This is a genomic window from Paraflavitalea soli (genome assembly GCF_003555545.1).
GTDB classification, from domain to species: domain Bacteria; phylum Bacteroidota; class Bacteroidia; order Chitinophagales; family Chitinophagaceae; genus Paraflavitalea; species Paraflavitalea soli.
Genome location: NZ_CP032157.1, coordinates 7,736,315 through 7,762,333 on the forward strand (window position 1 = coordinate 7,736,315; position 26,019 = coordinate 7,762,333).

Here is a 26,019-nt window from a genome sequence, read left to right on the forward strand (position 1 = left end):
AGTATTAAACATCAAGATGAAAAAGATCTATTTAAGTGACGCAGGCCCAAAAGTTTCACCGGCTATTTATGGTTTTTACCGGTGGCAGGAAGTAGACAACAAAGAGAAGGCAATGGAAAAGACCATCAACCTTTGCCTCGAACTCGGCATCAATACCTTTGATCATGCAGATATTTATGGCGGATATGCCTGTGAAGAACTCTTTGGCAATGTGATAGCACAAGGCTCTGTAAAAAGAGAAGACCTCGTTATCTTCACGAAATGCGGCGTACTCGAACCACATCCCGCCCGGCCCGATGTGCGCATCAGGTATTGCGATACCTCCAAAGACCATATCCTCAAAAGCGTCGACAGCTCACTCAAAAAACTCAGGACCGATTACATAGACATCTTCCTGCTCAACAACCTCGATCCTATTTCCAACCTCGAAGAGACCGCCCTCACCCTCCAAAGGTTGAAGGAATCCGGTAAGGTAAAGAATATAGGCGTCGTCAATTTCTCCGTGTTCCAGCACCAGCTCCTGGCGTCGTACCTTAAAACGCCCCTGGTCACCAACCATGTGGAGTTGAATTTACTCAACACCACCGCCCTCGACAACGGGCAGGTCGATTACAGCAAGCAGCGTTACATGCGTCCCCTGGCGTCATCTCCCCTGGCAGCCGGACAAATTGCCATCGGGCAAACAGAAAAGGCCATCCGCGTACGCAACAAGCTCCAGGAAATAGGCAAGAAGTACAATGCCGACCAGGAGTCCATCGCTGTGGCCTGGCTTGTTAAACTGGGAGCGCTGCCACTCGTTGGCACCACTAGCGAACAAAGGATCCGCAACATCGTCAATGCCTTCAACATCGACCTCGACAACCAGGATTGGTACGAACTCTACAATGCCTCCAGGGGTGTATAAGAGCTAGGTTTGTAGGCGTTGGCTGTTAGGTGTTAGCTTTTGGCTGTTTGTGTTAGGTATTGATTGTTTTATCCCCCAACTGATTTACAAGCTGGTGATTGGCTATTGTTTTAGGTAGTAGCTTTTATCTATTAGGTAGTAGCCGGATTAGTGTTAATATTATTTTTGCAAAGAGGTGGCCCCGCTTAAGGAACCACCTCTTTGTCATTTCGGATCTCCCTTCCTTCATTTCGAACGCAGTGTCCTCACCATCTTGTCCTTTCGAATCTTCCTTTTTGTCGTTTCGAATCCCCCTTTTTTTTGTCATTTCGAACGTAGCGAAGCGTAGTGAGAAATCTGCTGTCGAATCAAAAGCTTCAAAGCAACCGTGTATTCTTCTGGATGCTGTATGCTGGATTCTATATTCTATTCCGCATTCCCTTCCGGCAATATCAACACCGGCACCGGGCTCTTAAAGATCATCGTTTTCGTGGTGCTTTTGAAGAACCATTTCTCCAGCAGGGTATGCTTATGCGGTACCATGGCGAGTAATTGGATACCTTCTGTATGAATGTAGAATTGCAGCGCTTCCGTTACATCTTTGTGTTGCGTGTAGGCAAATTGCGTATCGAGGGTAGGAGGGAGTGCCTGCAGTCTGGCAGGCCGGTGTAGCAATTCATATACTTCATCAAACCGGTCGCGGAGCACTCGAATGATGAACACCTTCGAGTGAAAACGTTCCCCGATCTTGGCCAGCGCATCCAGTGTATGTACATCCGTTTCCGGAACAAGGTCACTGGCCAACGCTATTTTGTGGAGCTGTTGGTAGCTGGCTGATTCAGGTACTACCAGCAGCGGTAGCTTCGTATGTTTGGCGAGTTCGGTCACCGTACTGCCGAAGAATTGCCGCAGCATTTTGTGGTCGTGTTTCATACCGCTGATAATAAGATCCGCTCCTTGCTCCCGGGCAGTTGCCAGGATCGTAGCTGCCGCTGGTCCCGCTGCATTCAGCAGGCGGATATGTACAGTAGAGGGTTGTATCGCCAGCAGGTGTTGCTTCAGCCGGTCCTGTACCGCCAGCCTGGTCTCTTCCTCAGGCACCACCACTGCAGTGTCGATACCAGTTAGTACCTCTACCTCGTAAGCATGGAAAAGGATTACCTGCGCGCCAAATGCCTTGGCCATCCCAAGCGCATATTCAAGCGCATTGTGCGAAGCAGTAGAAAAATCGGTGGTCACGAAGAGCGTTTTCATGGTGCCTGATTTTATACCAAAGATACTACATACCAGGCCCCTTTAAACCTGACCAGCATCATACTTTGCACTGATTTACACAACCCGTCAAATAACCATTAGTTATGCCTATGATGGCACATACACCTGCTGCCGGGCAGATGAAGGCATGAAAGTAGCCATGATGCGCAGCAACCCCGAAATATGTTTCGAAGTAGATCATTTCAGCAATAGGACCAATTGGGAAAGCGTTATCGCCTGGGGCACCTATGAAGAATTGACGGAAGTAGAAGCGAGCAAACAGGCCTTACAAAAATTGGTCGATAGAGTATTGCCACTCATCAGCAGCGAGACCGTGCACCTGTCGCCCCAATGGCCTTTTCCTGCGCAAGACCTGAAGGAAATTAAAGGTATTGTATTCCGTATCCGGGTGAAGAGAAGACCGGCCGCTATGAGAACAATAGAGGTACAAGATCCCCCGAAGCCTAACCCGCATCCATCGATCCCCTCGAAGCAAACGTGTATTCTTCTGTATGCTGTTCCTGTATTCTAATGGCCCTTTCCCCCTCGATGCAAACGTCGAAGCAAAAGACTGCCGACTGCCGACTGCCGATTGCCGATTGCCGGGAGCCCTTCGAAGCAATCGTCTATTCTTCTGTATGCTGTATCGTGTATTCTAATGGCCCTTTACCCCCTCGATGCAAACGTCGAAGCAAAAGACTGCCGATTGCCGATTGCCGATTGCCCTTCGAAGCAAACGTGTATTCTTCTGAATTCTGTATTCTGAATTCTGTATTCTGTTTTCTCAAGTTTTCAGAAAAAGCTTGATCGCCAGTAGCTTCTTGATATCCTTTACAGGACCATCATCTTTTACTGCTATATAACAACTCCGTCCTTCCGAATGGGCGGCCCCCGCATCGATCAGTTGCTTGGTATGCGTGGATATGCTGCTCTCCATCGCTTCAGTGACCGCCTTTTCTCCCAGCACCAGCAGGATCACAAAGAACTGATCACAGGGGATGCAATAAACGATCACCCGCTTATTATACCTGATCCGTATATGCCACCCAACCTTAGGATTGAAATACCACAACTCCTCTGCGCCAGGCCGGTTCTGAAATACATACCGGCTGATGTCTGACCATTGATCGTAGGTCACATCCAGGGCTTCCCGGAATAGTTTTAGGACAGGCCTCCTGGCCTGGTCCTGGAAAATACTGTGGTACACGTTGGAGAGTTTAAGGAACAATTTAACGGAGGAATGATGCCTTATAGTGTGAACCCGTTGCATTAATGCCACACATCCCGCTGTTTTTTTATGTATTCTATGATCATGATCAGGTGGCAGCATGAGCGCCATCATAATCATGCCATACACCACCCGTTAATTTTAACCGTTTAAACACCTTGCATGAAACCTGAGATCGCCAATAGCAAAAACGACCGCCTCCTGCACCAATTAGACAATGCCCGCAAAGCGGGCAAACTATCAAGCGGCATGAAAGAAGTATGGAATGCAGCTACACACCGGCGGGCAACCTTATTGCTGGTAGAAGAAGATTATCCCTTCAACAGCCGGGAAGTGATAGAAGATATCATGGAGAAAGTATTGAAAACAGGCGGTGACGTGGAATTTGTAGCGCCCGGGATATTGCTGCATTACCAGCACATCGCCCTTATTGAATAACCCGCAGCAGTCATTTTTACGCAGCCTCCTGAACTTACACCACACCGAAGACCAGGACAAGCGCGATAAGCACATTAAACGCGTCTAACTACTATGCATATCCTGTTGATAATAGATGATCCTGATGATATACTTGAGAACATTGCACAAACCACCATCCCTGTTTCCCGCGAAGACATAGCCCACTAGGCAGGCACCCCTACCGGATCCCTCATACCTACCCTCAGCGATTTCAAAGCAGAAAAACTCATCACCATCAAAGACCGAAAGATCAATATCACCGACATCAACAAATTAAAGAACCTCCTCTATTAACCATTCCCAACTCAGGCCTCACGACTCCCCACCCATGACTCCCCACGCTGTTCCACTAACAGCTAACAGCTAATCTCCCTCCCATGCTCATTCTGCAGCTTCAGCGTCCAGTTGGCCGTCATCGTGGTTTCCAGCCATAGGTTGCCACTTTTCCGGAAAACCTGCAGGTGCAACCCATACCGGTCACTAAATATATCTTCCAGTTCCTGTATACGCATCGTTTCCGGCAGGTCAACCACCCCATCCGGCAAATGAGGCGACACTTCCTGTAAAGAAAGGTTACCTGGCAACCGGCCTTGATCGGCAGGTCCTGGCGGTAAACCATGTTTCGGGGCAAACAGCTCAATTTTCAGGAATGGATAGGCAGTATTGAATGCCTGCTGCAGTTCACTGATAAGCTGTTCTTTGTTAATAAGAAGTGTCATACATCTTTTTAAACCACAAGTATAGATACCGCAATCAAATCTACCAGCTTGTCCGGAAATGCCGGATGACCTGTGCCGCCTGCCCGGATGATCTTAGTCAGCATAAGCTGTGCTTACATTACACGCCTCACCAGGCTCGCAGCTCACAGCTCAAAGCTCTCAGCTTTTCCCCCGACTTTGTTATTCCCCCAACCACCGCTATATTTACAGTAAATGCTGCCAAAAACAACTGAATGAACACCGGACCGCGTAAGATATTTTGCTACATACTGCTTGCATTCATCCATACCTTTTATGCTTCCGTCACCAACGCGCAATCCTATGGTTTGGGGTTTTCCAGCCATGAAGTGATCCAGGATAAAAGAACCTCCCTCGAACTCCTGCCCGGAGCCGATTACTGTACACAACATGATTTTGAGATCAGTTTCGACCTCACCATACTGCCCTCCCGCAGGGATTATTTTGGTTACATACTCCGCGTGGTAAAGAATGAGCAGGAATACATCGACCTCCTGTACGATGTACGTCCCGAAGGCAACCAGTTCAAGATCGTGGTAGGAGGGAAGTTCACCAATATTGCCTTTGCCCTCGATACTACCAGCCTCTTCTACCGCTGGAACCAGCTCCACCTCCGGTTCGATCTTCAGAATGACCAGGTAGTACTCAATGATGGAAAAAGGTCCTTCATCCAAAATAAGATAGGCCTCAAACCCGGCGACTGTTTCAAATTCTTTTTTGGCGCCAGTCAGTACAAACAGGCGAAGATCACCGATGTGCCTCCTATGAAGATCAGGGATGTGAAGATCATCAAAGCTGGCGAAACCAGGTACTGGTGGCCATTGGATGAGCGTGAAGGTCCCGCCGCTATCGAAACCATCAGCGGTAAAGATGCCATCGCCACCAATCCCATTTGGATCAGGAATACCCATTATGAATGGCGCCTGGCAAAACAACTGACCGTCCGCCGCTCGCCCAGCTTTGCTTTTAATCCGGGTCAGGGTATACTGTACCTCGTAGCTTCCGATTCCCTCTACAATTATTCCTCCCGTACGGGCGAACTATCTGCTGCCGCTTACCCCTCCGGTCAACAGTTATTGCTAAGGGGCAATCAGTCTTTGTTTGTCAACAGTACCAGCAGCCTGTACAATATTTACCTCGATCATCACTTGGTGACCGCCTACAACTTCACACAAAACGACTGGGACAAAAAATACAAGGCCGGACCCGTTACCGACTTTTGGCATTTTAATAAATTCTATAGTCCATTGGATACCTCCATTTATATCCTGAATGGCTATGGTCACTTCCAGTACCGCGATACCATTCGCCGTTATCATATCCCCACTGCCACCTGGAGTACCGTGGCGACTACCGGCGATAAATTATTACCCAGGTACCTGGCGGCAGCAGGCGCCACACAAAAGGGCGATGGGATATATCTATTGGGCGGTTATGGCAGCGAAACAGGCCAACAGATACTGGCACCCAAAAGTTATTACGACATGCTGTTCTTTGATGCAGGCAAACGCACCATCAAAAAACTGTTTGAGATAAAACCCGGTAAGGAAGATTTTGTAATGGCCAATTCCCTGGTCATCGATGAACCAGCCAATACCTGGTATGGACTTGCCTATCCAAATTATAAATACAGCAGCCAGCTACAGGTGCTCAGGGGTTCACTCAACGACCCGGCTTATACCACCGTAGGCAATACCATCCCATTTTCTTTCCGGGATGTCAATTCTTTTGCTGACTTGTTCTACTGCCCCCTCAGCAAACAATTAATAGCCGTCACTTCTTTGCAGGCTACCACCGACAACAATGGGACCTACACCATTAATATATATACATTGGCCGCGCCGCCCGTGGGACCAGGCGAACCAACTGCTACAAGCAGCAGTACGGGCTGGCCCTGGTGGGTTTGGGTCTTCCCTGTGCTCGTATTAGCCGGAGCAATCCTGGCCTTCACCCAATGGCGTAAAAAGAAACAACTGCGGCCGTCTCGGTCCGTATCCTCACAACCCGACCTTGAACCATCGCCTGCGTTCATATTCCCGCCAACCGATCCCGAGGCTGCCAGTAATCAGCAATCCGAAATCCTAAATCCAAAATCCGAAATCCACCTCTTTGGTGAAATGCAGGTGGTAGACCAGGAAGGCGCCGATATCACCAAACAGTTTACCCCCCTCGTAAAAGAATTGTTCCTCATCATCCTCTTGCATTCCGTACGCAAGGGTAGGGGCGTCAGTTCCGATAAGCTCACCGAAATGTTGTGGTTCGATAAATCCGCCCAGAGTGCCCGTAACAACCGGTCAGTCAACATCGCCAAATTAAAATCCATATTAGACAAGCTTCCCGATTGTCAGCTGTCCAATGAAACCGGCGCCTGGAAAATAGAGATAGCGTATGATAAGATCAGCGTGGATTTTTATGAATACCTGCAGGTGGTGCAGGATAAGACAGGCCTCACCCGTCAAAAGATCAACCAGCTGGCCGCCATTACCCAGCGCGGCGCCTTCCTCAGCCACCTGGAATATCCCTGGCTGGCTCCCTTCAAAGCTGAAGTGTCCAACGATATCATAGATACCTACCTCAGTTTTGCCGCCACCATGGCCATTGGCGACGACCCCGAGTTCCTGGTCAAACTGGCCAACGATATCTTTTATTTTGACCCCGTCAATGAAGATGCCATGGCCATCAAGTGCAAGGCCCTTGTACACCAGGGCAAACACTCCCTCGCCAAAAAAGCCTTCGAATCCTTTGCCAAAGAATACAAGGCCATCTACGGCGAAGACTTTAGCCACGATTTCCAGTCCATCCTCGAAGCATGATATAGGTAGCATGATAGAGGTGTCAACTCTCTGATCTGTTTTCGCCCGCGTCCCAAACGTGCCTTCTGCCCCTTTAGGGGCTACCGCTTTGTAGCGAACATTCCATATCAAACGTGCCTTCTGCCCCATAGGGGCTACCGCTTTGTAGCGAACATTCATATCAAACGTGCCTTCTGCCCCTTTAGGGGCTACCGCTTTGTAGCAAACATTCCATATCAAACGTGCCTTCTGCCCCTTTAGGGGCTACCGCTTTGTAGCGAACATTCCATATCAAACGTGCCTTCTGCCCCATAGGGGCTACCGCTTTGTAGCAAACAATGCGTATCAAACGTGTCTTGCTCCATCGGAGCAACCCTTTGCGCCTCTCCGGTTCGTTGCCTTTGTTGCCTCAATGCCTCGTTGCCTAAAATAAATCTTCCTCCAAACACCTCATTAATCTTTTATTAATCATTCATTATTAGCGCAATGCCACATTTGTAGCGGTATTATCAATAGTGTCTGCTGAGCTTGATCAAAGGGTGGGTCGCCTTCCAAAGGCGGCTCACCCTGGTTCGGGGTTTTGTCAACTCAGCCTGGCACAACACACACTGCTTTTATATTTAAACTAACGATTATGCGACTCTGCCTCCCCCTGGTAATGGCTTTATTGGCCATTTGTACCCAAACCTACAGTCAATCCCTTTCCATTAGGGGTATTGTTACCGACGAAGCCAAAAAACCGATGCAAGGTGTTAGCATCGTTCAAAAAGGTACTTCTACAGGTACCTCCACCAAAGCCGACGGATCTTTTTCCCTGAATGTAACCGGTGATAACCCCATCCTGGTTATTTCCCATTCCGGTTTTGCCCGCAAAGAAATACCTGTATCCGCCAGCACCCCTTTGTTGCAGATCACCCTTTTACCCATTGCCGAGAACATGGATGAGGTAGTGGTCGTTTCCGCCCTCGGCCTTACCCGCAAGGCCAAGTCCGTTACCTATTCCTCCCAGAGCGTCGATGCCGACCGCCTGACCGAGGCCCGCGATGTGAACATTGTCAACGGACTGATGGGAAAAGTAGCCGGCCTCCAGGTCACTACGACCGGTCAGCCCGGCTCTTCCAGCCGCGTCGTGATCCGTGGCGAAGGCTCCATCACCGGCAACAACCAGCCCCTTTGGGTAGTGGATGGTGTGCCCATTGCCAACAATATTTCCGAACGCAATAACCTCGATTACGGCAATACCGCCGCCGACCTCAATCCTGATGACATAGAATCTATAGAAGTGCTAAAAGGTCCCAATGCAGCTGCCCTTTATGGCTCCATGGCTGCCAACGGCGCTATCCTCGTGACCACCAAAAAAGGAAAACCTGGCGATAAAAGCCTCGGCATTTCCGTCAACCAGAATATGATGTGGTACACCATCACCGAGTTTCCTGCCTACCAGAATGTATATGGCGAAGGCAGTGGCGGAAGACTGGTAGGCGGTGCCAACCAGCTATTCCCCGGTACCGGCGGCATCAATACCGGTACTTACGACAGATCATGGGGGGCTCCCATGCTGGGCCAGCCCTACAATGATTTCTCCGGTAAGCCCTTGCCCGGCGGCTATTCTCCCCAGCCCAACAATGTCACCGACTTTTACAAATCAAGCCTTACCAATACATCCAATATCGCCCTCAGTAAGTCCGATGCCGTATCATCCTTCCGGCTTTCCTATACCTATACCAAAAGCGATGATGTATTGCAAAACCAGAACAAGCGCGATAAGCACAACTTAAACCTGTACGCGACCCGCAAACTGGGCAACAAAGTGACCATCGATGCCAGGTTATTATATACCATGGACGATATGAAGAACCGCACCTACCGCAACCTCAATCCGTCCAGCCCTATGTCCGCCTATGTGTACCTGCCTCGCAGTACCAACCTCGCTGCACTGACTCCCTGGAAAGATGCCAATGGCAATGCACCAGGCCTCGGTGCTTTTGGTACCGTAGAAAATCCGTACTGGATGCTCTATGAAAATGAGAACAGGGATACCCGCAACCGCTACATCGGTGGTGTTACCGCTACCGTAGAGCTCGCCAAAGGATTGCGCTTCCGCGGACAGGCCACCGGCGATATCGGTACCTTCCTGGGATATGAATACCGCGAGCTCGGTTCTTTAAGACAAAAAGATGGCTTCTTCTCCAACCGCATGCAGGACGAGCGCAACTGGAACTTCGAGGCCATGCTGCAATACAACAGGAAGTTTGGCCCCGACTTTACCGTTACCGCCAATGCCGCTACCAATATCGCTACCTACAACTCAGTGATAAGAGAAGCATTCATGGACAGGTTGCTGGTGCATGACAAGCCCAGTATCCACAATGCCAATACCACACCAAGGGCCAGCGAAAGCCTCGTAAGAAGACAAGTGGGTTCCGTATATGGAAATGCCACCGTAGGATATAAGAATTTCCTGTACCTCGATGTGACCGCCCGTGCCGACAAATCTTCTACCTTACCCGCAGGCGGTAATACCTATTTCTATCCCTCCGCAGGCCTTAGCTTTATCTTTAGCGACTTCATCAAGAACAAAGACCTTATCAGCTACGGTAAAGTACGCGCCTCCTGGGCCAGGGTAGGCAACTCCGCCCCGCCCAATTCTTTGACCACCAACTGGTCCAACGGTGGCTTGTTTCTCGGCAACCCTACCTTCAATTACTCTACCAGGTTGAACAATTATGAATTGAAACCTGAGCAAACAGTTTCCCGTGAGATCGGTATTGAACTGGGTTTATTTAAACAGCGTGTGAACCTCACCGCTACCGTATACCAATCCAATAGTACCAACCAGATCATTACCGCCAATACACCTACCGAAAGCGGATTTCAGCAGCGGGTAGTGAATGCAGGCGAAATGCGCAACAAGGGTATCGAGCTTACTGCCAGCGTGAATGTGATCAGGAAGAAAAACTTTAGCTGGGACATAAGGGCCAACTGGTCAAAGAACGACAACCTCGTGATGTCCCTGGTTGATGGCGTGCCCACCCTCAACCTCGGCAGCAACCTGGGTGCTACCATTAATGCCGTGGTAGGCAAACCTTACGGCGTCATCATGGGTACCATTCCTTACTATGTGGGCGATACCATGCTGGTGCAGGCAAGTGGCCGTCTCTATCCAGATGTCAATAAATATGTAGGTGTTTACCGTCCCGATTGGCTGGGCTCTATCGGTTCTACCCTTCGTTACAAAGCCTTTGATCTTTCTTTCCTCGTCAATGTGAAATGGGGTGGCAGCCTGTATTCTGCTTCTTATGGTCGGGGTAATTTCAATGGCAATACCATTGAAAGCCTGGAAGGCCGCGAAGAATGGTTCTTTAGCAATTATATCCTGGGTGAAAACGGAGATGAAAGAATGGGCATTGGCCAGCAGGTAGGTACTATCCGGGTACCTTATGCCGATGATCGCAAAAAAGGAAGAAAGTATGCTGTTTCTTATTTTCCCTTGCTTGATGCCAATAACGTGGCTATCCTCGATAAGAATGGCCGCATGCAGGTGGGCAAGCCCAATAACGTATGGTCCGAACCCGCCCTGCTGTCTGGCGACTATACCCTCAACAATACAGAATACCTTACTTATGATGCCAGCGCCATCAGGCTTACAGAACTCGTATTCGGTTATACAGTCCCCAACAAAGTATTCAAAAATGGTTTTATAAAAGGAGTGCGCGCAGCCCTGGTAGGCAGAAACCTCTGGCTCATCTACCGCAATACACCGCGCGGTATTGATCCCGAATCGGCCAACACCTCGGGTAATGCCCAGGGCATTGAGTCAGGTGGCTCTTTCCCCTATGCACAGTATGGCTTTGATGTAAAAGTTAACTTTTAAAACCTTGTAGAAAAATGAAAAAGCAATTAATAGCGATAATAGTTGTCATAGCATCCATCATATTGAATGGATGCGCGAAGAACTTTGAGGACATGAACATTGATCCTACCCAGTTCACCGAAGTAACACCCGAAGCTGCCCTCCAGGGATCATTTAAACGGCTGAACGACTTCATGGACAATAGCAATTTTACCCGCTATTGGGATATGGCCAACCTCGTCAATGCCGGTGCCCGCTATGGTACCGATGAAGGTGGTGTGTGGCAGAATATGTATGTAAATGTGCTGGAACCCATCAATCAGGTAAAATTGACCTATGGCAATCAGCCCGATTTCAACAACCGCGTACAGATAGCCCGCATCTGGGAAGCCTATGCGTATTCTATCCTGGTAGCCACCTTTGGACCTATACCCCAAAGCCAGGCCAACAACCGCGATTACCTGGCATCTATCAAATTCGATACGGAAGATTCCGTGTATATCTATGTGTTGAACACCTTAAAAGATGCAGCGGCTAAAATAGATATTTCCAAACCACAGGACAGGCTGGTGTATGATGCCATTTATGGCTCATCAGCTACTTCCATTGTCAACTGGAAGAAATTTGCCAATACCCTGCGCCTGAAGATAGCCTTGCGTTGCTCAAAGAACCTGCCCCAGGTATCAGAGCAGCACGCCAAAGAAGTGATGAACGACGAGGCCAATACCATCACCGCCGAAACAGAGACCACCAAAATGGCCTATGAGAATGTGATCGGTAATGAGAATCCCCACTACCAGCGTTTCAAACGCAACTCCTATACCCTCGATCCGCCATCAATGAACGATTACCTGTTTGTTCATTTCAGATCTTACAAAGATCCCCGTATCGATGCCTACTTCGATTCTGTACCCAACCTGGCCGACAGGTACCTGTTGAGAGATACCATGCCCAGCAGGAATGATGATTCCCTGCGCGTAGTGGATTACAGGATCCCTCATTTTGGAAGGCCCAAATCACCTGCCAAATTACCGGGATGGTCAGCCCTTAATGGATTGATTGATCCACTCGGACAGAACGTAAAGGTCACTACCTACTCCCGTCTTAAAGGATATGGCTGGGGCCCCAACAACCAGGCCGCAGATCCGAGCACAGGCCTTTTATCCCCCGTTCAACCTTTCATCATCCTGTCCTATGCCGAATCCCAACTCCTGAAAGCCGAAGCCGCAGCAAAGGGATGGGGTGGATCAAAAACAGCCGAACAATACTACAACGAAGGCATCGATGCCAACTTTGCTTACTGGAAAATAAGCAATGCCCAGCGCGATGCCTATAAAGCAAGGGATGGTATCAAATGGGGTACCGTAGGTATTGGCTTCACCGATTATGTAAGCATTGTACGCGCCGATATAGCCGCCGATCCCCTTGCCAAAATATACACACAGCAATGGCTCAACTATTTCCCCGACCAGGCTTTTGATGTATGGTGCCTGCAGCGCCGCACACGCGCCCTCGATTTCTCGCCACATACCAATCCCGGCGTTGCAATAGCAACCCCCTGGATCGAAATACCCATGCGTGCCAGTTATCCTACTGCCGTCATCAACCTCAATCCCGTAGGTTACCAGGATGGATTGGATAAATTGGGCGGACTCCAGAACGATGTGGATCCCCTCATCCCCTTGAAATTTGCGAAACAGCACACCACCAAAGACTGGAATGCAGTGCCCGTAGCTTACAGCACCCGCTACATGCAAAAATGGTACGGCAATTACGTAGAAGACCTGCCCGCCGCCGGTGTCGCCTATACACTCATCTCAACTTTTAAACCCTAAACGTTCAAGCTTGGTTTATGAAAAGAAACTACTTCAATATATTATCCGTTGCTATCGGCGTAGCCCTGCTGTTTGCCTGTAAGAAAAATGATGGTCCTTCCGTCGACGATTACTTCCTCAATTATCAAATACCCGAAGTGCCCGTTACTTCCGATTATACAGTAGGCGCTTTCTATTATTCCTTTGGCACCTTCAATGCCAATATCAAAGAAATGCCTACTGTAGGTAAATACCAGTCACCCAATGGCAATATCTCCCCCGATATCATGAAGAAGCACATCGATACCGCCAGCACCGGTGGGCTCGATTACTTTGTGTTCCAGGTTCGGTCCGTTATCAAAGATGTGAACAACTATAGGAACGACTCCGTACTCGTAAGAAGGTTTCTCGATGCCAATACCGACAACAAAATGAAGTTTGCCATTGCGTACAACTTCAATCCCGGTTCCTATTCCTTAACCGCTACCAATATGCTCGACACCAGCGCCCTCAGGCTCGATCAGTTCTGCAAGGACATCGAGAAGTTTGTTGCCTGGTTCCAGGATGCCAATTACCTCAAAGTAAATGGCAAGACAATGTTGTACATCATGAATGCCCACCAGCTGTATACCATCGATGCAAAGACCGTGTACAATACCCTCCGTTCCCGCCTCACAGCCCTGGGTATTGAACTGTACATTGCAGGTATGCAGGACCGGTGGTCGCCGCCCGCCCGCTACATCTTCCGGTACAAAGGCGGTGTTGACGCTATTTTTCATCAGTCATTCGTTTCCAACGTGAGTCAATACGACCGCTTCTACCTCCTGCCCCAAATGATCGATCAGAACTGGAAATACTCAAAGAAGTATTTTAAGGATTCTGCCAACGTCGATTACATTCCCGATATCAGCCCGGCCTACAATGGCACCATCACCAACCCGGCCAATACCAACCCCATTGTAGGAAGGGCCGACAATGGCGACATGTACAAAAAGCTCTGTAATGTAGCCAAGATGAATGCCAGCGAAGCCACCCGCCTCATCCTCATCGATTCCTGGAACAAATGGGATGAAGACCTCCAGCTGGAGCCCGCATTGAGCTATGGAAAACGTTACCTGGAAATAACCAAATCACAATTCAAAAAATAAATTCCTGTACCCGGATGTTACCATCAGTAAGCCGCCGTATCCTTTGCTGTTTTTTCCTGGTTTCTTTTTCACTGACCCTTACCCAGGCCCAGGTCTCAGGTCTCCCTTACATCGATCCAACCATCGGTAATGTTGGTGCATTATTGCAACCAACCAGACCTACTGTGCAATTGCCCAACCAGGTCATGCGCATGTTTCCCATACGACCCGATTATATGGACGATCAGATCAGCAGCTTTCCCCTGCTGGTCGTGTCCCATCGTCTGGGAGAGGCCTTTTCCATGAAACCTTTCAGCAAAACCGTCACCGTTGACAGCTGGAAACAAGACCTCACCTACGATCATGACCTGGAAGTAACACGCCCCTGGTATTATTCCACCTACCTCATCGATGAGGAGATCACCGTGGAGTTTGCACCCGGCAAAAAAACAGGCATCTTCCGTTTTGAGTTTGCTCCAAATGCTACCACAAAAGCCCTCTTGCTCGATCTGTATAGTAATGCAGGAACTGGCTGGAAACTTACCGATGGTAAAGAGGTCGAGGCCATGGAAATCTACCACGGCGATATCAAAATATACCTCTATGGTGTGTTGAATGCAAAGGGTACAGCCCATACCGTCACCAACAACCAACTGGGTGTTGTTCAAACCGGCAGTGCGTCATCCAACAAAACAATGATCAGTTTCCCTGCCGGCACTCCTGGTAAAATTGAGTTCAGGTATGCCGTATCCTACATCAGCCCCGAACAGGCAAAAAAGAACTTCAGCCAGGAACTGTCCAACACCACCTTCGATCAGTTGAAGACTGCCGGCGAAAAAGCCTGGGCATCCGTCATCAACCAGATACAAGTAGAAGGCGGCACCACTGCCCAAAAAAGAACCTTCTACTCAGCCCTCTACCGTTGTTATGAAAGGATGGTCGACATTACCGAAGACAACCGGTATTACAGTGGCTTTGATAAAAAGATACACGATACCAAACGCCCTTTCTATGTAGACGATTGGTCATGGGATACCTACCTGGCCCATCATCCCTTAAGGACCATCCTCAACCCCGCACAGGAAGAAGATATGCTCGATTCATACGTGCACATGTATGAGCAAAGCGGCTGGATGCCTACCTTTCCCGTGTTGTTTGGCGACCATGCCTGCATGAATGGTTTCCATTCTTCCGTTACCTTCCTCGATGCCCACCGCAAGGGATTGAAGAATTTCAACCTGGCCAAAGCCTATGAAGGCATGAAGAAGAATGCCAACGAAGCCACTATGATCCCCTGGCGCAATGGTCCCAAAACCGTACTCGATGATATCTACCATACCAGGGGATTCTTCCCCGCCCTCCATCCCGGTGAAAAGGAGACCGTTTCCCTTGTCCATCCTTTTGAAAAACGCCAGGCCGTGGCCGTTACCCTGGGCGCAGCTTATGATGATTGGGCAGTAGGAGAGTTGGCAAAAGATATGGGCAACCAGTCCGATTACAAATTCTTCAACGCACGCGGCAACAATTACAAGAACCTGTGGAGCGATAAAGAGCAGCTCTTCATGCCCAAAGATTCTGCCGGCAACTGGATCAATATCAATCCCAAGATAGATGGCGGTAAAGGCGGCCGCGATTATTATGATGAGAACAATGGCTGGACCTATCTTTGGCAGGTTCAGCACGATGTGGAAGGATTGAAGAAATTACTGGGCGGCACTGATGCTTTTGAGCAAAAGCTCGATCAGCTGTTCCGCGAAGGACTGGGCTTCAGCAGGTACGTATTCTGGAATATGTTTCCCGATGCCACCGGCAACGTAGGACAATATTCCATGGGCAACGAACCTAGCTTTCATATTCCTTACCTCTACAACTTCACCCAATCACCCTGGAAGACCCAGAAGCGTATTCGCTTCCTGCTCGACACCTGGTTTAAGGACAATGTGTTTGGCATTCCCGGTGATGAAGATGGGGGAGGGATGACAGCTTTTGTAGTATTTTCTGCTATGGGATTTTATCCCGTTACACCCGGCTTGCCGGTATACACCATCGGTAGCCCCGTGTTTGAGAAGACCACCATCAACCTGAAGGATGGAAAGAAGTTTACCCTGATCGCCAACAAAGCATCTGCCGTAAACAAATACATCCAAAGCGCGAAGTTCGATGGCAAGCCCCTCACCACACCCTGGTTTACCCATGCCCAATTAATGGCTGGTGGTAAACTGGAACTGGAAATGGGTCCCAAACCCAACAAAGCCTGGGGCGTTTCCACAGCACAAAGCCGTGGATTCTAATAACCCGAATGTCAGGCTGAGCCTGTCGAAGCCGTCTTCAAAGGGTGGGTCGCCCTTCAAGGGCGGCTCACCCTGATCTAAGGAGCTTATCAAAGGGCCTGTTATAACCCCTTTAGGGGTTACCGCTTTGTAGAAATGAACGCAGACAAATTCTTTTGCCCTGTAGGGGCAACCTAAAACGAGAAACGCGAAACACGAAACCATAAAGCATGCACCGCAACATTTTATCCGTACTCTTTCTTTTCTCCGCCGGCATGGCTGTCGCTCAAAAGCACAGCAAAACATCCGTGTACCCCAGCTACAAAGGATTGGTGATGGCCGGCTACCAGGGTTGGTTCAATGCCCCCGGCGATAGCGCCGGCAGGGGCTGGAACCATTACGTAGCCAAAGGCAAACTCGAAGATGGCAACTGTAAGTTTGATATGTGGCCCGATACCAGGGAATATAAAATAACCTATGATGCCCCCTTTAAATTATCCGATAGCAGCGCAGCTAAATTGTTCAGCTCATATGACGCTTCAACCGTTGACCTCCATTTCAAATGGATGAAACAGTATGGCCTCGATGGCGTGTTTGTACAACGTTTTGTGAGCAACCTCAAAAGCACCCGCAGCCTGCACCACAACAATACCGTGCTGGCCAATGCCCTTAGGTCGGCCGATAAATACGGCAGGGCCATTGGCGTCATGTACGATCTCTCTGGTATGCGGGCAGGCGATAGCAAGCTCATCATCAACGATTGGAAAGCCCTGGTAGATAGTATGAAGATGACAAGAGGAGGGAAGAAGCAACCTTATATTTACCACAATGGCAAGCCCCTCGTCACTTTATGGGGAGTAGGTTTCTCCGGCCGCGACAGGCAGTATACACTGGAAGACATTAAACCCGTGATAGATTTCCTGAAAAACGATCCCGACTATGGTGGTTGTGCTGTGATGTTGGGCGTACCCACCCGCTGGCGCGAATTGCAGGGCGATGCTGTGAGCGATACCGCTTTCCTGCAATTGTTGAAACAGATAGACATCATACAGCCCTGGTTTGTGGGTCGCTTTACAGAAAAGAACATCGACCAGATGCAAACAAGGGTAAGGGAAGACATGGCCTGGTGCGCAGCCAACAAAGTAGATTATGTGCCCGTCATTTATCCCGGCTTCACCTGGCACAATATGTACCCAAACAATCCCCAGAACCAGATACCCCGCAACCGCGGACAGTTCTTCTGGAAGCAGGTAACCGCTGCCTTGCAGGAAAAAGTACCTATGCTCTACATAGCCATGTTTGATGAAATAGATGAAGGTACCGCCATCTTTAAGATATCAAAAGATCCACCCGCAGGCAAATCCACCTTCGTGAGTTTTGAAGAAGACATCCCGGAGGATTATTATTTATTCCTCGCAGGCCAGGCCCGCCGCATGTTGAAGAAAGAGCTGCCTTTACAAACGACGCCTCCCAAAAAGCTATAGCGCCACTTAGGTGGGTCGCCCTGTGTGCTGTTATGTGCAGCTGGGCAGGGCGGCTCACCTTGTAATTAGTTACGCCAACCAGATTACGGAGCAACCCGAAACCATACACCATGTATCGAAATTTTTTAACCAGTATTGCCCTCCTTTGTATGGCCACCTTAAGCAGCCGCGCCCAATCCCTCACTTCTTACGTCGATCCCCTCATCGGCTCCGGTGGCCATGGCCACGTATTTGTGGGCGCCAGCGTTCCCTTTGGCGCCATTCAACCCGGCCCCAATAACTTTTACAAAGGGTGGGACTGGTGCTCCGGTTACAATTACGGCGATAGCGTATTGATCGGTTTCTCTCAAACCCATTTGAGCGGAACTGGCATCGGTGACCTGGCCGATGTACTCATCATGCCTTATACCGGCACGATTAAAACAGACAAAGGCATAGAGAAAACCCCCGGTAGCGGCTACGCCTCCCGGTATAGCCACAGCACCGAAAAGGCAAAGCCTGGTTATTATGTAGTGACTTTAGCCGATTACAATGTTAAGGTAGAGCTTACCGCTACAGAGCGCGTGGCTTTCCACCAATACCATTTCCCCGCAGGCAAAGAGGCCCATGTGATCATCGACCTGAAGGAAGGCATTAATGATCAGACCACAGACAGCTATATCAGAAAGATTGATGAATACACACTCCTGGGCCGTCGTTTTTCCAAAGGATGGGCAAAAGACCAGTGGCTCTACTTTGCCATCCGCTCTTCCTTACCCCTTAGCCAGTTCAACGTATACGACAATAACCAGGCCTTGCAGACCGATAGCGGTAGGGGCAAAGCCATCAAAGGCCTGATCAGTTTCGACAAAGCCCCTGCTACGCTCCAGCTGAAAGTGAGCATTTCACCCGTCAGCCCCGAAAATGCACTGGCCAATATAACTGCCGAGCTACCCCATTGGAATTTTAGTAAAGTAGCAAAAGCTGCCGATGATAAGTGGAACAAAGAACTGTCCCGCATCAGCATACAGTCCAAAAGTCAAAAGGACAAAAGGATATTCTACACCGCCCTCTTCCATACCATGATCAACCCGGCCTTGTTCAATGACCACAATGGCGATTTTCGGGGTGCCGACAAGAAAGTATATACAGGTTCGAAGTTTCAGAATTACTCCGTATTCTCCCTGTGGGATACTTACCGCGCTACCAATCCTTTGTTTACACTCACCCATCCTGAGAGAGTAAGCGACATGATGAATACCATGCTGGCTATTTATCAGCAGCAGGGCAAACTGCCCATCTGGCACCTCATGGGCAATGAGACCGGTACCATGGTAGGCATCAGCAGTCTGCAGGTAATAGCCGAAGCATACCTGAAAGGCATCAGGGGGTACGACATAGAGAAAATGTACGAAGCTATAAAGGCCACAGCTATGTCCGATTCCCTGGGCATGATGTATGTAAAGAATTTTCAACCCATTCCTTCCGATAAGTCGGCCCGTGCCGTGGCCAGGGCATTGGAATATAGCATCAGTGATGGCAGCATTGCCCTCCTGGCCCAGGCCCTGGGCAAGACCGCCGACTATGAATATTTTTCAAAACGTGCCCAGAACTACAAACTTTACTTTGATCCTGCCCATCAATTCTTCAAAGGAAAATTATCCGATGGTTCCTGGAAACCCACCTTCGATCCCATCAAATCATACAAACCCTGGGCCGATGATTATGCCGAAGGCAACGCCTGGCAATACCTATGGCTGGTACCTCATGATATAGCCGGATTGGAAAAGTTATTGGGTGGCAGGGAAACATTCATCAAAAGATTGGATACCTTCTTTACCCTCGTACCGCCCCATGATCCCCATGCCCTCGTCGATCTTACCGGCCTCATCGGTCAGTATGCCCATGGCAATGAACCCAGCCACCACATCACTTATCTGTATTCCATGGTAGGGCAGCCAGAGAAAACCGCAGAAAAAGTGCGGCACATCATGAAAGACATGTACCACGATCAGCCCGATGGGATCATTGGCAACGAAGATTGCGGGCAGATGTCTGCCTGGTATATCTTCTCTTCCATGGGTTTCTATCCCGTATTTCCTGCTTCAGGAAAATACGTTCTCGGAAGCCCCCTCTTTGATAAGATCACCCTTAATTTACCTGCAGGAAAAAAGTTTACTATAGAAGCTGTTAATAATAGTCCTGAAAATATCTATATTCAACGCGTGGAATGGAATGGCAAACCGTATACCAGCACCTGCCTCCTGCACAGCAATATCCTGCAAGGCGGTGTGCTGAAAATACAGATGGGCAACAAACCCAATAGCCAGTGGGGAAGATAGGATGCTCTTGGCAGCCTGAGCTTGACGGCTGTCAGCCTGAGCCTGTCGAAGCCGTCTGAAGGGTGGGTCGCCCTTTCGGGGCGGCTCACCCTTCAGACGGCTCACCCTGATCTAAAGGAACCTGTCGAAGGCGTCTAAAGGAGCTTGTTGAAAGAGTATGCTGGCCCCTTTAGAGCTTGTCCCGCAACAGGCGGGAGGCAATCCTCCACGAGGTTGTGCGCTAAAGAAGCCTGTCGAGGGATTTGAGTAAGGTGGGTTGCCCTCAAAGGGCGGCTCACCTTACTCAACGAATGACCACTTAATGTTAAAAAGGTAGTACGTATGCAGTTCCGGAACCTTTGCTCCATAGTTGTTTGCTTGTTATTGACAAGCGGTCTCCAGCGCACCTACGCTGCCGGAAACAATATTCCGGCAGACACCCTGGAGCGCACCGTCTACACCAACCCCGTCATCCCCGGCGACTTTGCCGATCCTTCAGTCATAAAAGTAGGCGATACCTTCTATGCTATCGGCACCTCTTCCGAATGGGCGCCCCATTTTCCTTTGTTCACTTCCACAGACCTCGTGAACTGGAAACAAGTAGGCTATATATTCAACAAACAACCAGCCTGGACAACTTCCTCCTTTTGGGCGCCTGAACTGTTCTACCACAACAACACTTTCTATGTATATTATGTAGCCAGAAGAAAAAGTGATAATAAATCCTTTATTGGTGTGGCTACGTCCAAAGATCCCCTGAAAGGATTTACCGATCACGGCGTGATCATCGAACATGGCAACGAAGCCATCGATGCATTTGTGCTCAACGACAATGGCACCCTCTACATGACCTTCAAAGCCTATGGCCTCGACAAGCGGCCCATCGAAATACTGGCCTGTAAGTTATCTGCCGATGGATTGAAAAAAGAAGGCGACTACTTTAGCTTGTTGCGCGATGATGCCCGGCAGGGAATGGAGGGCCAGGCATTAATGAAATGGAACAATTATTATTACCTGTTTTACTCCGCCGGTGGTTGTTGCGGACTTAAATGTAGTTACAATGTAAGGGTGGCCAGGGCTACTACCATACAGGGGCCTTACGTGAACTACGAAGGCAACCCCCTGCTTAGCGAAAACGACAACTGGAAATGCCCGGGCCATGGTACATTCGTACAAACCGTCCCTGGCCAATTCTATTATTTGTACCATGCCTACAGCAAAAAGGATGATGTATTTACCGGCAGGCAGGGTATGCTCGATGAGCTCGTTTGGAATGAATATACAGGCTGGCCCCTCTTTAAAAATGCTAAAGCTCCTTCAGCCAACGTGCCGGAGCCGGTTGATAATGTCCGTCAGGCAAGCAGCCGCTATATGCAGGATGAGTTCAGTACTGCCAAACTACCGTTGTATTGGCAATGGGATTTCAGACATACCACACCTGTCACCACACTGAAAGGAGGCTACCTGTACCTGTCTGGTAACACTGATACCAGCAATCATGCCGGCACAGCTTTAACCCTGCGTCCTGTATCCGGAAATTATGAACTCAATACCAAAGTGGTCAACAGCAATGCTTCCCTCAAAGGACTGGTACTATATGGGGATGCCAACCAGGCCGTGGGCATTGGTGTTGTGGGCAATAAAGTGCAATTGTGGGAAGTAAAGAACAACCAGCGAAAGATATTGGCAGAAGCCACCTTAAAGCAATCAACCACCCATTTGCGGATGCTGGTAAGCGAAGGCTATCAATGCCGCTTCTTCTGGAGTAGGGAAGGTACCGGCTTTTATGAACTGAAAGCTGGCGATCAACCATATTACGATGGCCGTCACCTGCCACCCTGGGACCGCAGCCCCCGGCCGGGATTATTGCATTATGGCAACAACAAAGCTCCCGCCGCCTTCGACTACTTCAACATTGGATACACTGATAAATAAAAAGCACGCCAGTCTTCTAACGAAGGAAAGCCTCTATCCGAAGCGAAGGCCCCTCACTTTTTCACGTTTTGCCATTTCGAATGCAACGTATCCTCCTTGTCATTCGAACGGAGAATACTCCTCCAAGGTTGTCATGTTGAACGGAGAATAATCCTCCAACGTTGTCATTTCGAACGCAGCGAAGCGGAGTGAGAAATCTGCTATCGAAGCAAACGTCGAAGCAAAAGACTGCCGACTGCCGCCTCCTCGAAGCAAGCGCATTGCCGATTGCCGACTGCCGATTGCCGACTCGCCCTACCTGCTAAAAGCTAACAGCTAATACCTAACTCCTAATTTATTTCCTCCATTAAGCATTTATTAACCCTTCTGTTAATCCTCCAACCCTTACTTGCACCTAAACGCTTTTACGCGGAAGCTTTTCCAGGCCGTCCGCTGTTTTGTAATGGGTTTAACAAGGTGGACCGTCTTGCAAGTGTACGGCCCATCTTCCCTTTTAACTTTATAAACTGAGATCACACAAGCATGAAAATAATGAACACCCCGTACCGCTCCCTATGCCTCGCGATTGCCATGTTGCCATTGATCAGCCCCGCACAACACCTCGAGTACAAAGAAGTATTCGCCCCCACCGAAAGCTGGGTAAAAGCCCAGGAAAAACCATTCCGCCAGGACCTTTGCCTCAATGGCTCGTGGCAGTTCCAGCCAGTGCCATTGCCGGCTGGCTTCAAAGAAGGCATCGACAAGGTGCCCACCCTCACTGCTGTCAATACCGATGCCTGGGAAAAGACACCCATCCGCATCCCTTCTCCCTGGAATGTCAACTCCTTCGCCGATAAGAATGCACAGGGAGGTGACTTCCGCACCTATCCCAGTTATCCCGCAGGCTGGGAAAATGCCAAAATGGGATGGCTCAGGAAAAAGTTCACCGTACCCGCCGGTTGGAAAGGCCAGCGTATGCAACTGCATTTTGAAGCGATAGCGGGCGATGCAGAGATCATTGTCAATGGAAAGAAGACCGGCAACCACTTCGGTATCTTCCTGCCTTTCGATATCGACGTTACCGAAGCCATTATACCGGGCAAGGAAAATGAATTGCTGGTAGGCGTACGCAAAGCATCCTTGTTCGATAAAAGAAGCGATTATGGCCGCCGCACTTACCAGGCAGGTTCTTTTTGGGGCCAGCACATCGCCGGCATCTGGCAGGATGTTTACCTCGTAGCCCTTCCCCCCGTGCATGTAGCTGATGTATACGTGAACCCCAAAGTAGCAGCCAACCTGCTCGAAGCTGAATTGACCGTAGTAAATGAAGGCGCCGCCGATGCCACCATCACCCTTTCCGGAAAAGTGTTTCCCTGGATGGCGGCAACTGCCACCTTATCTGCCAAACCTGCTTTGGAAATAAAACCCGTTACCATCAAGGTGTCCGCTCATGGCCAGGTCAAAACTACCATAGTGGCTAACGTACAAGGTCAGCTTAAATATTGGTCGCCCCAATCACCCCAGCTTTATGGCCTCGTAGTACAAACCATCAGCAATCGAAAGATCATTGACAACAAATATACCCGCTTCGGATGGCGGCAGGTAACCCTCAAAGACGATAAGGTATTGCTCAATGGAGCAGCCATCACCATGCGGGGCGATTCCTGGCACTTCCTGGGCATTCCACAAATGACCCGGCGTTATGCAGCCGCCTGGTACAAGGCCATGCGCGATGCAAATCTCAATGCAGTGCGTTTGCACGCGCAGCCTTATCCTTCTTTTTATCTCGACGTAGCCGATGAAATGGGCATCCTCGTATTGGATGAGACAGCCGTATGGGCCAGTGATGGCGGACCCAAACTCAATGATCCTGCCTACTGGCAGGATAGCAGGACCCATTTGAGTGAACTCATCCTGCGCGATCGTAACCACCCAAGCGTATTTGGCTGGAGCGTATCCAATGAGGTAATGCCCATCGTGCGCGGTGTTATGCGCAATCCCCCTGGTATGAAAGATACCCTGGTGAAGTATTACAGCGTATGGGCCGATATATGCCGCCAGCTCGATCCTTCCCGTCAATGGATCTCTGCCGATGGAGAAGACGATGGAGAAGGACATTTGCCTGTGTATATTGTGCACTATGGTGGTTTCGATGCCATGAACCGCGCAAAGAAAAGTGGTAAACCCTGGGGGGTAGGAGAAGCCGGAATGGCTTACTATGGCACACCCGAACAAGTAGCGGCTACCAATGGCGATCGTGCCTATGAAGATTTCAAGGGCCGTATGGAAGGCGTGGCCGCCTCATCCTATCAATCACTCATCGCCCAGAAGGAAAGGAATGCTGTATACCAAAGCGTTTTCAACATGGTATGGTACGGGCTCACCCCTGTGCCCTTTGGTATGAAGGATATAACCAGGCCGCCTACATTGGAAGATGGTGTGTATTTCACCCACTTCAAAGAAGGCCAGCCCGGCGTACAACCCGAGCGCCTCGGTCCTTATTGCTCTACTCTCAACCCTGGTTATGATCGCGGCTTACCATTGTACACTACCTGGCCTTTGTTCGACGCCATACGCGATGCAGCGGCAAATAAAGTTGTCAGCAAATGGATGGCGCCAAAGCCCGCTACTCCAGCTGCTCCTGTTGTGAAACCGGTACAATCTGTACAGGTATTGGCAGGTGAAGGTGGTACTTTGGCAACAGCCCTCAAACAAACCGGTGTTTTATTCACCAAAGATATAAAGGACCCAATACCCCAACTCCTCTTCATTGATGGCGCTCATCCACCTGTAGCCGATAGCCGCGACATCATAGAAAAAGTAACCAATAATGGAGGCACCGTAGTGGTATGGGGAGTAAGCAACGATAAGTTAAGCGCTTTGAATCAACTCCTGCCCGCACCGTTGATCGTCACAGACCGTACAGCCACCTCATTGGTGAAATTCAGCCAATCATCCGTTGCTCATATTAAATTCACCGATCCACTCGATAGCATTGTTGGGGGCATCAGTTTGGCCGATCTATACTTTTCAGAATTGCGCCCCGCCGAGATCACTACACAAGGCATGAGTGGTGCCCTCGTACAGCAAAGCCGTGTGTTGTTGAGAGCCGCCCCCACAGATTGGCCAAAGTGGAATAAACAACCCGAATATGCGAAAACCGGCATGGTGCTGCGGTCCGGGCTGGAAGCAAAACCTGCCGGCGCAGTCCTTATCGCAAAGAGGATGGGGAAGGGGCGCTTGGTCGTAACTACCTTACCAGCTGCGCCACGCCTGGCCAAAGCAGAGAAAACCATTCGCATGCTCCTGGCCAATCTGGGCACGCCACTCGGCACCGGCAGCGATGCAGGTAAACCATTGTTGAAAGGCGGCGGCATCGTTCGTACATTGTTGTCTGGTACTTACCCCATAACATCCTTACAGGAAGCGGCTGATAAAAACTTCATTGACCCCGCCGCCGGCGATGCCATCAAATTGAATGCAACAGTCGATGCCAAACCCTGGACCCTCTTGTATGAGGAGAGCGGCCTGGTAGATTTTGCCAAAGCAAAAATGGATGGCCCCAAAAACAACGCCGTAGCTTATCTTAGTTTTTGGGTATCCAGCCCAAGGGCCCTCGACGACCTGCTTATTGAGCCCAATATACCCATCGTAAATATGGAAGTAGCTGCCGATGATGCCGTACAGGTATGGCTCAATGGAAAAAGGATCATCAACAATATCCGCAATGGCGATATCGACAATGGAAAAGCAAAAGCTGATGCACTCAAGTTGCACCAGGGTTGGAACCACTTCCTCATCAAAGTCATTCAGCTGGGTGGCGAATGGAAGTTTACCGGAAGGCTCACCAGCAACCAACCCGATTTCCTGGCCGATCTGGAATCTGCCTTGCAAAAACCTTAAT

Annotated in this window: 15 protein-coding genes; 12 read left to right on the forward strand and 3 right to left on the reverse strand. The window is 49.6% G+C overall.

Features of this window, described 5'->3' with window-relative positions; all coding sequences use genetic code 11:
* Nucleotides 1–16: 16 nt before the first annotated feature.
* Nucleotides 17–904: an aldo/keto reductase gene (locus D3H65_RS29780; protein ID WP_119053800.1), complete on the forward strand. Its 888-nt coding sequence runs from the start codon at nucleotides 17–19 to the stop codon at nucleotides 902–904.
* A 405-nt stretch (nucleotides 905–1,309) separates the two neighbouring features.
* Here D3H65_RS29780 and D3H65_RS29790 read toward each other — a convergent pair whose 3' ends face one another.
* Entirely contained in the window at nucleotides 1,310–2,137 is an 828-nt protein-coding gene (locus D3H65_RS29790; protein WP_119053802.1) for a universal stress protein, read from the reverse strand.
* A 97-nt stretch (nucleotides 2,138–2,234) separates the two neighbouring features.
* Between D3H65_RS29790 and D3H65_RS29795 the strand changes: the two genes are divergently transcribed.
* The gene (locus D3H65_RS29795; RefSeq protein WP_262707713.1) at nucleotides 2,235–2,669 is read left to right on the forward strand and encodes a pyridoxamine 5'-phosphate oxidase family protein; all 435 of its coding nucleotides are present in this window, start codon (nucleotides 2,235–2,237) and stop codon (nucleotides 2,667–2,669) included.
* 252 nt (nucleotides 2,670–2,921) lie between these two features.
* Here the strand turns inward: D3H65_RS29795 and D3H65_RS29800 are convergent, their stop codons facing one another.
* Nucleotides 2,922–3,344: a DUF3788 family protein gene (locus D3H65_RS29800; RefSeq protein ID WP_162915877.1), complete on the reverse strand. Its 423-nt coding sequence runs from the start codon at nucleotides 3,342–3,344 to the stop codon at nucleotides 2,922–2,924.
* 183 nt (nucleotides 3,345–3,527) lie between these two features.
* Here D3H65_RS29800 and D3H65_RS29805 point away from each other — a divergent pair, with 183 nt between their 5' ends.
* Nucleotides 3,528–3,803 carry a hypothetical protein gene (locus tag D3H65_RS29805; RefSeq protein ID WP_119053805.1) on the forward strand — a complete coding sequence of 92 codons (276 nt, stop codon included), beginning with the start codon at nucleotides 3,528–3,530 and terminating at the stop codon, nucleotides 3,801–3,803.
* Nucleotides 3,804–4,180: 377 nt separating this feature from the next.
* On the opposite strand, the gene D3H65_RS29810 is transcribed toward D3H65_RS29805, so the two are convergent.
* Complete coding sequence (locus tag D3H65_RS29810; RefSeq protein ID WP_119053806.1) at nucleotides 4,181–4,543, reverse strand: hypothetical protein; 363 nt, start codon at nucleotides 4,541–4,543, stop codon at nucleotides 4,181–4,183.
* A 233-nt stretch (nucleotides 4,544–4,776) separates the two neighbouring features.
* Between D3H65_RS29810 and D3H65_RS29815 the strand changes: the two genes are divergently transcribed.
* The 9 genes from D3H65_RS29815 to D3H65_RS29855 all read left to right on the forward strand — a co-directional run bounded on the left by D3H65_RS29815 (nucleotide 4,777) and on the right by D3H65_RS29855 (nucleotide 26,018).
* Nucleotides 4,777–7,374, forward strand: a complete 2,598-nt coding sequence (locus D3H65_RS29815; RefSeq protein WP_119053807.1) for a galactose oxidase — start codon at nucleotides 4,777–4,779, stop codon at nucleotides 7,372–7,374.
* A gap of 613 nt (nucleotides 7,375–7,987) precedes the next feature.
* A complete protein-coding gene (locus D3H65_RS29820) occupies nucleotides 7,988–11,227 on the forward strand; it encodes a SusC/RagA family TonB-linked outer membrane protein (RefSeq protein WP_119053808.1) in 3,240 nt (1,079 codons plus the stop codon).
* 14 nt (nucleotides 11,228–11,241) lie between these two features.
* Nucleotides 11,242–13,041 (forward strand): SusD/RagB family nutrient-binding outer membrane lipoprotein, encoded by a 1,800-nt coding sequence (locus tag D3H65_RS29825; protein WP_119053809.1) that lies wholly within the window; start codon nucleotides 11,242–11,244, stop codon nucleotides 13,039–13,041.
* Between the two features lie 17 nt (nucleotides 13,042–13,058).
* A complete protein-coding gene (locus tag D3H65_RS29830; protein WP_119053810.1) occupies nucleotides 13,059–14,168 on the forward strand; it encodes a glycoside hydrolase family 99-like domain-containing protein in 1,110 nt (369 codons plus the stop codon).
* Between the two features lie 14 nt (nucleotides 14,169–14,182).
* Nucleotides 14,183–16,438 (forward strand): GH92 family glycosyl hydrolase, encoded by a 2,256-nt coding sequence (locus tag D3H65_RS29835; RefSeq protein ID WP_119053811.1) that lies wholly within the window; start codon nucleotides 14,183–14,185, stop codon nucleotides 16,436–16,438.
* Between the two features lie 209 nt (nucleotides 16,439–16,647).
* Nucleotides 16,648–17,901 (forward strand): glycoside hydrolase family 71/99-like protein, encoded by a 1,254-nt coding sequence (locus tag D3H65_RS29840; protein ID WP_119053812.1) that lies wholly within the window; start codon nucleotides 16,648–16,650, stop codon nucleotides 17,899–17,901.
* Between the two features lie 110 nt (nucleotides 17,902–18,011).
* Entirely contained in the window at nucleotides 18,012–20,222 is a 2,211-nt protein-coding gene (locus D3H65_RS29845; RefSeq protein WP_119053813.1) for a GH92 family glycosyl hydrolase, read from the forward strand.
* 321 nt (nucleotides 20,223–20,543) lie between these two features.
* Nucleotides 20,544–22,136, forward strand: a complete 1,593-nt coding sequence (locus D3H65_RS29850) for a family 43 glycosylhydrolase (RefSeq protein ID WP_119053814.1) — start codon at nucleotides 20,544–20,546, stop codon at nucleotides 22,134–22,136.
* A 522-nt stretch (nucleotides 22,137–22,658) separates the two neighbouring features.
* Nucleotides 22,659–26,018 (forward strand): glycoside hydrolase family 2 protein, encoded by a 3,360-nt coding sequence (locus D3H65_RS29855; protein ID WP_119053815.1) that lies wholly within the window; start codon nucleotides 22,659–22,661, stop codon nucleotides 26,016–26,018.
* Nucleotide 26,019 lies beyond the last annotated feature (1 nt).

What these genes read in the sequence shown, in the direction of transcription:
- D3H65_RS29835 (WP_119053811.1), top strand. Translation starts at nt 14,183, where the DNA reads ATGTTACCATCAGTAAGCCGCCGTATCCTTTGCTGTTTTTTCCTGGTT.
- D3H65_RS29780 (WP_119053800.1), top strand. Translation starts at nt 17, where the DNA reads ATGAAAAAGATCTATTTAAGTGACGCAGGCCCAAAAGTTTCACCGGCT.
- D3H65_RS29790 (WP_119053802.1), bottom strand. Translation starts at nt 2,137, where the DNA reads ATGAAAACGCTCTTCGTGACCACCGATTTTTCTACTGCTTCGCACAAT.
- D3H65_RS29825 (WP_119053809.1), top strand. Translation starts at nt 11,242, where the DNA reads ATGAAAAAGCAATTAATAGCGATAATAGTTGTCATAGCATCCATCATA.
- D3H65_RS29815 (WP_119053807.1), top strand. Translation starts at nt 4,777, where the DNA reads ATGAACACCGGACCGCGTAAGATATTTTGCTACATACTGCTTGCATTC.
- D3H65_RS29805 (WP_119053805.1), top strand. Translation starts at nt 3,528, where the DNA reads ATGAAACCTGAGATCGCCAATAGCAAAAACGACCGCCTCCTGCACCAA.
- D3H65_RS29855 (WP_119053815.1), top strand. Translation starts at nt 22,659, where the DNA reads ATGAAAATAATGAACACCCCGTACCGCTCCCTATGCCTCGCGATTGCC.
- D3H65_RS29820 (WP_119053808.1), top strand. Translation starts at nt 7,988, where the DNA reads ATGCGACTCTGCCTCCCCCTGGTAATGGCTTTATTGGCCATTTGTACC.
- D3H65_RS29845 (WP_119053813.1), top strand. Translation starts at nt 18,012, where the DNA reads ATGTATCGAAATTTTTTAACCAGTATTGCCCTCCTTTGTATGGCCACC.
- D3H65_RS29840 (WP_119053812.1), top strand. Translation starts at nt 16,648, where the DNA reads ATGCACCGCAACATTTTATCCGTACTCTTTCTTTTCTCCGCCGGCATG.
- D3H65_RS29850 (WP_119053814.1), top strand. Translation starts at nt 20,544, where the DNA reads ATGCAGTTCCGGAACCTTTGCTCCATAGTTGTTTGCTTGTTATTGACA.
- D3H65_RS29830 (WP_119053810.1), top strand. Translation starts at nt 13,059, where the DNA reads ATGAAAAGAAACTACTTCAATATATTATCCGTTGCTATCGGCGTAGCC.
- D3H65_RS29810 (WP_119053806.1), bottom strand. Translation starts at nt 4,543, where the DNA reads ATGACACTTCTTATTAACAAAGAACAGCTTATCAGTGAACTGCAGCAG.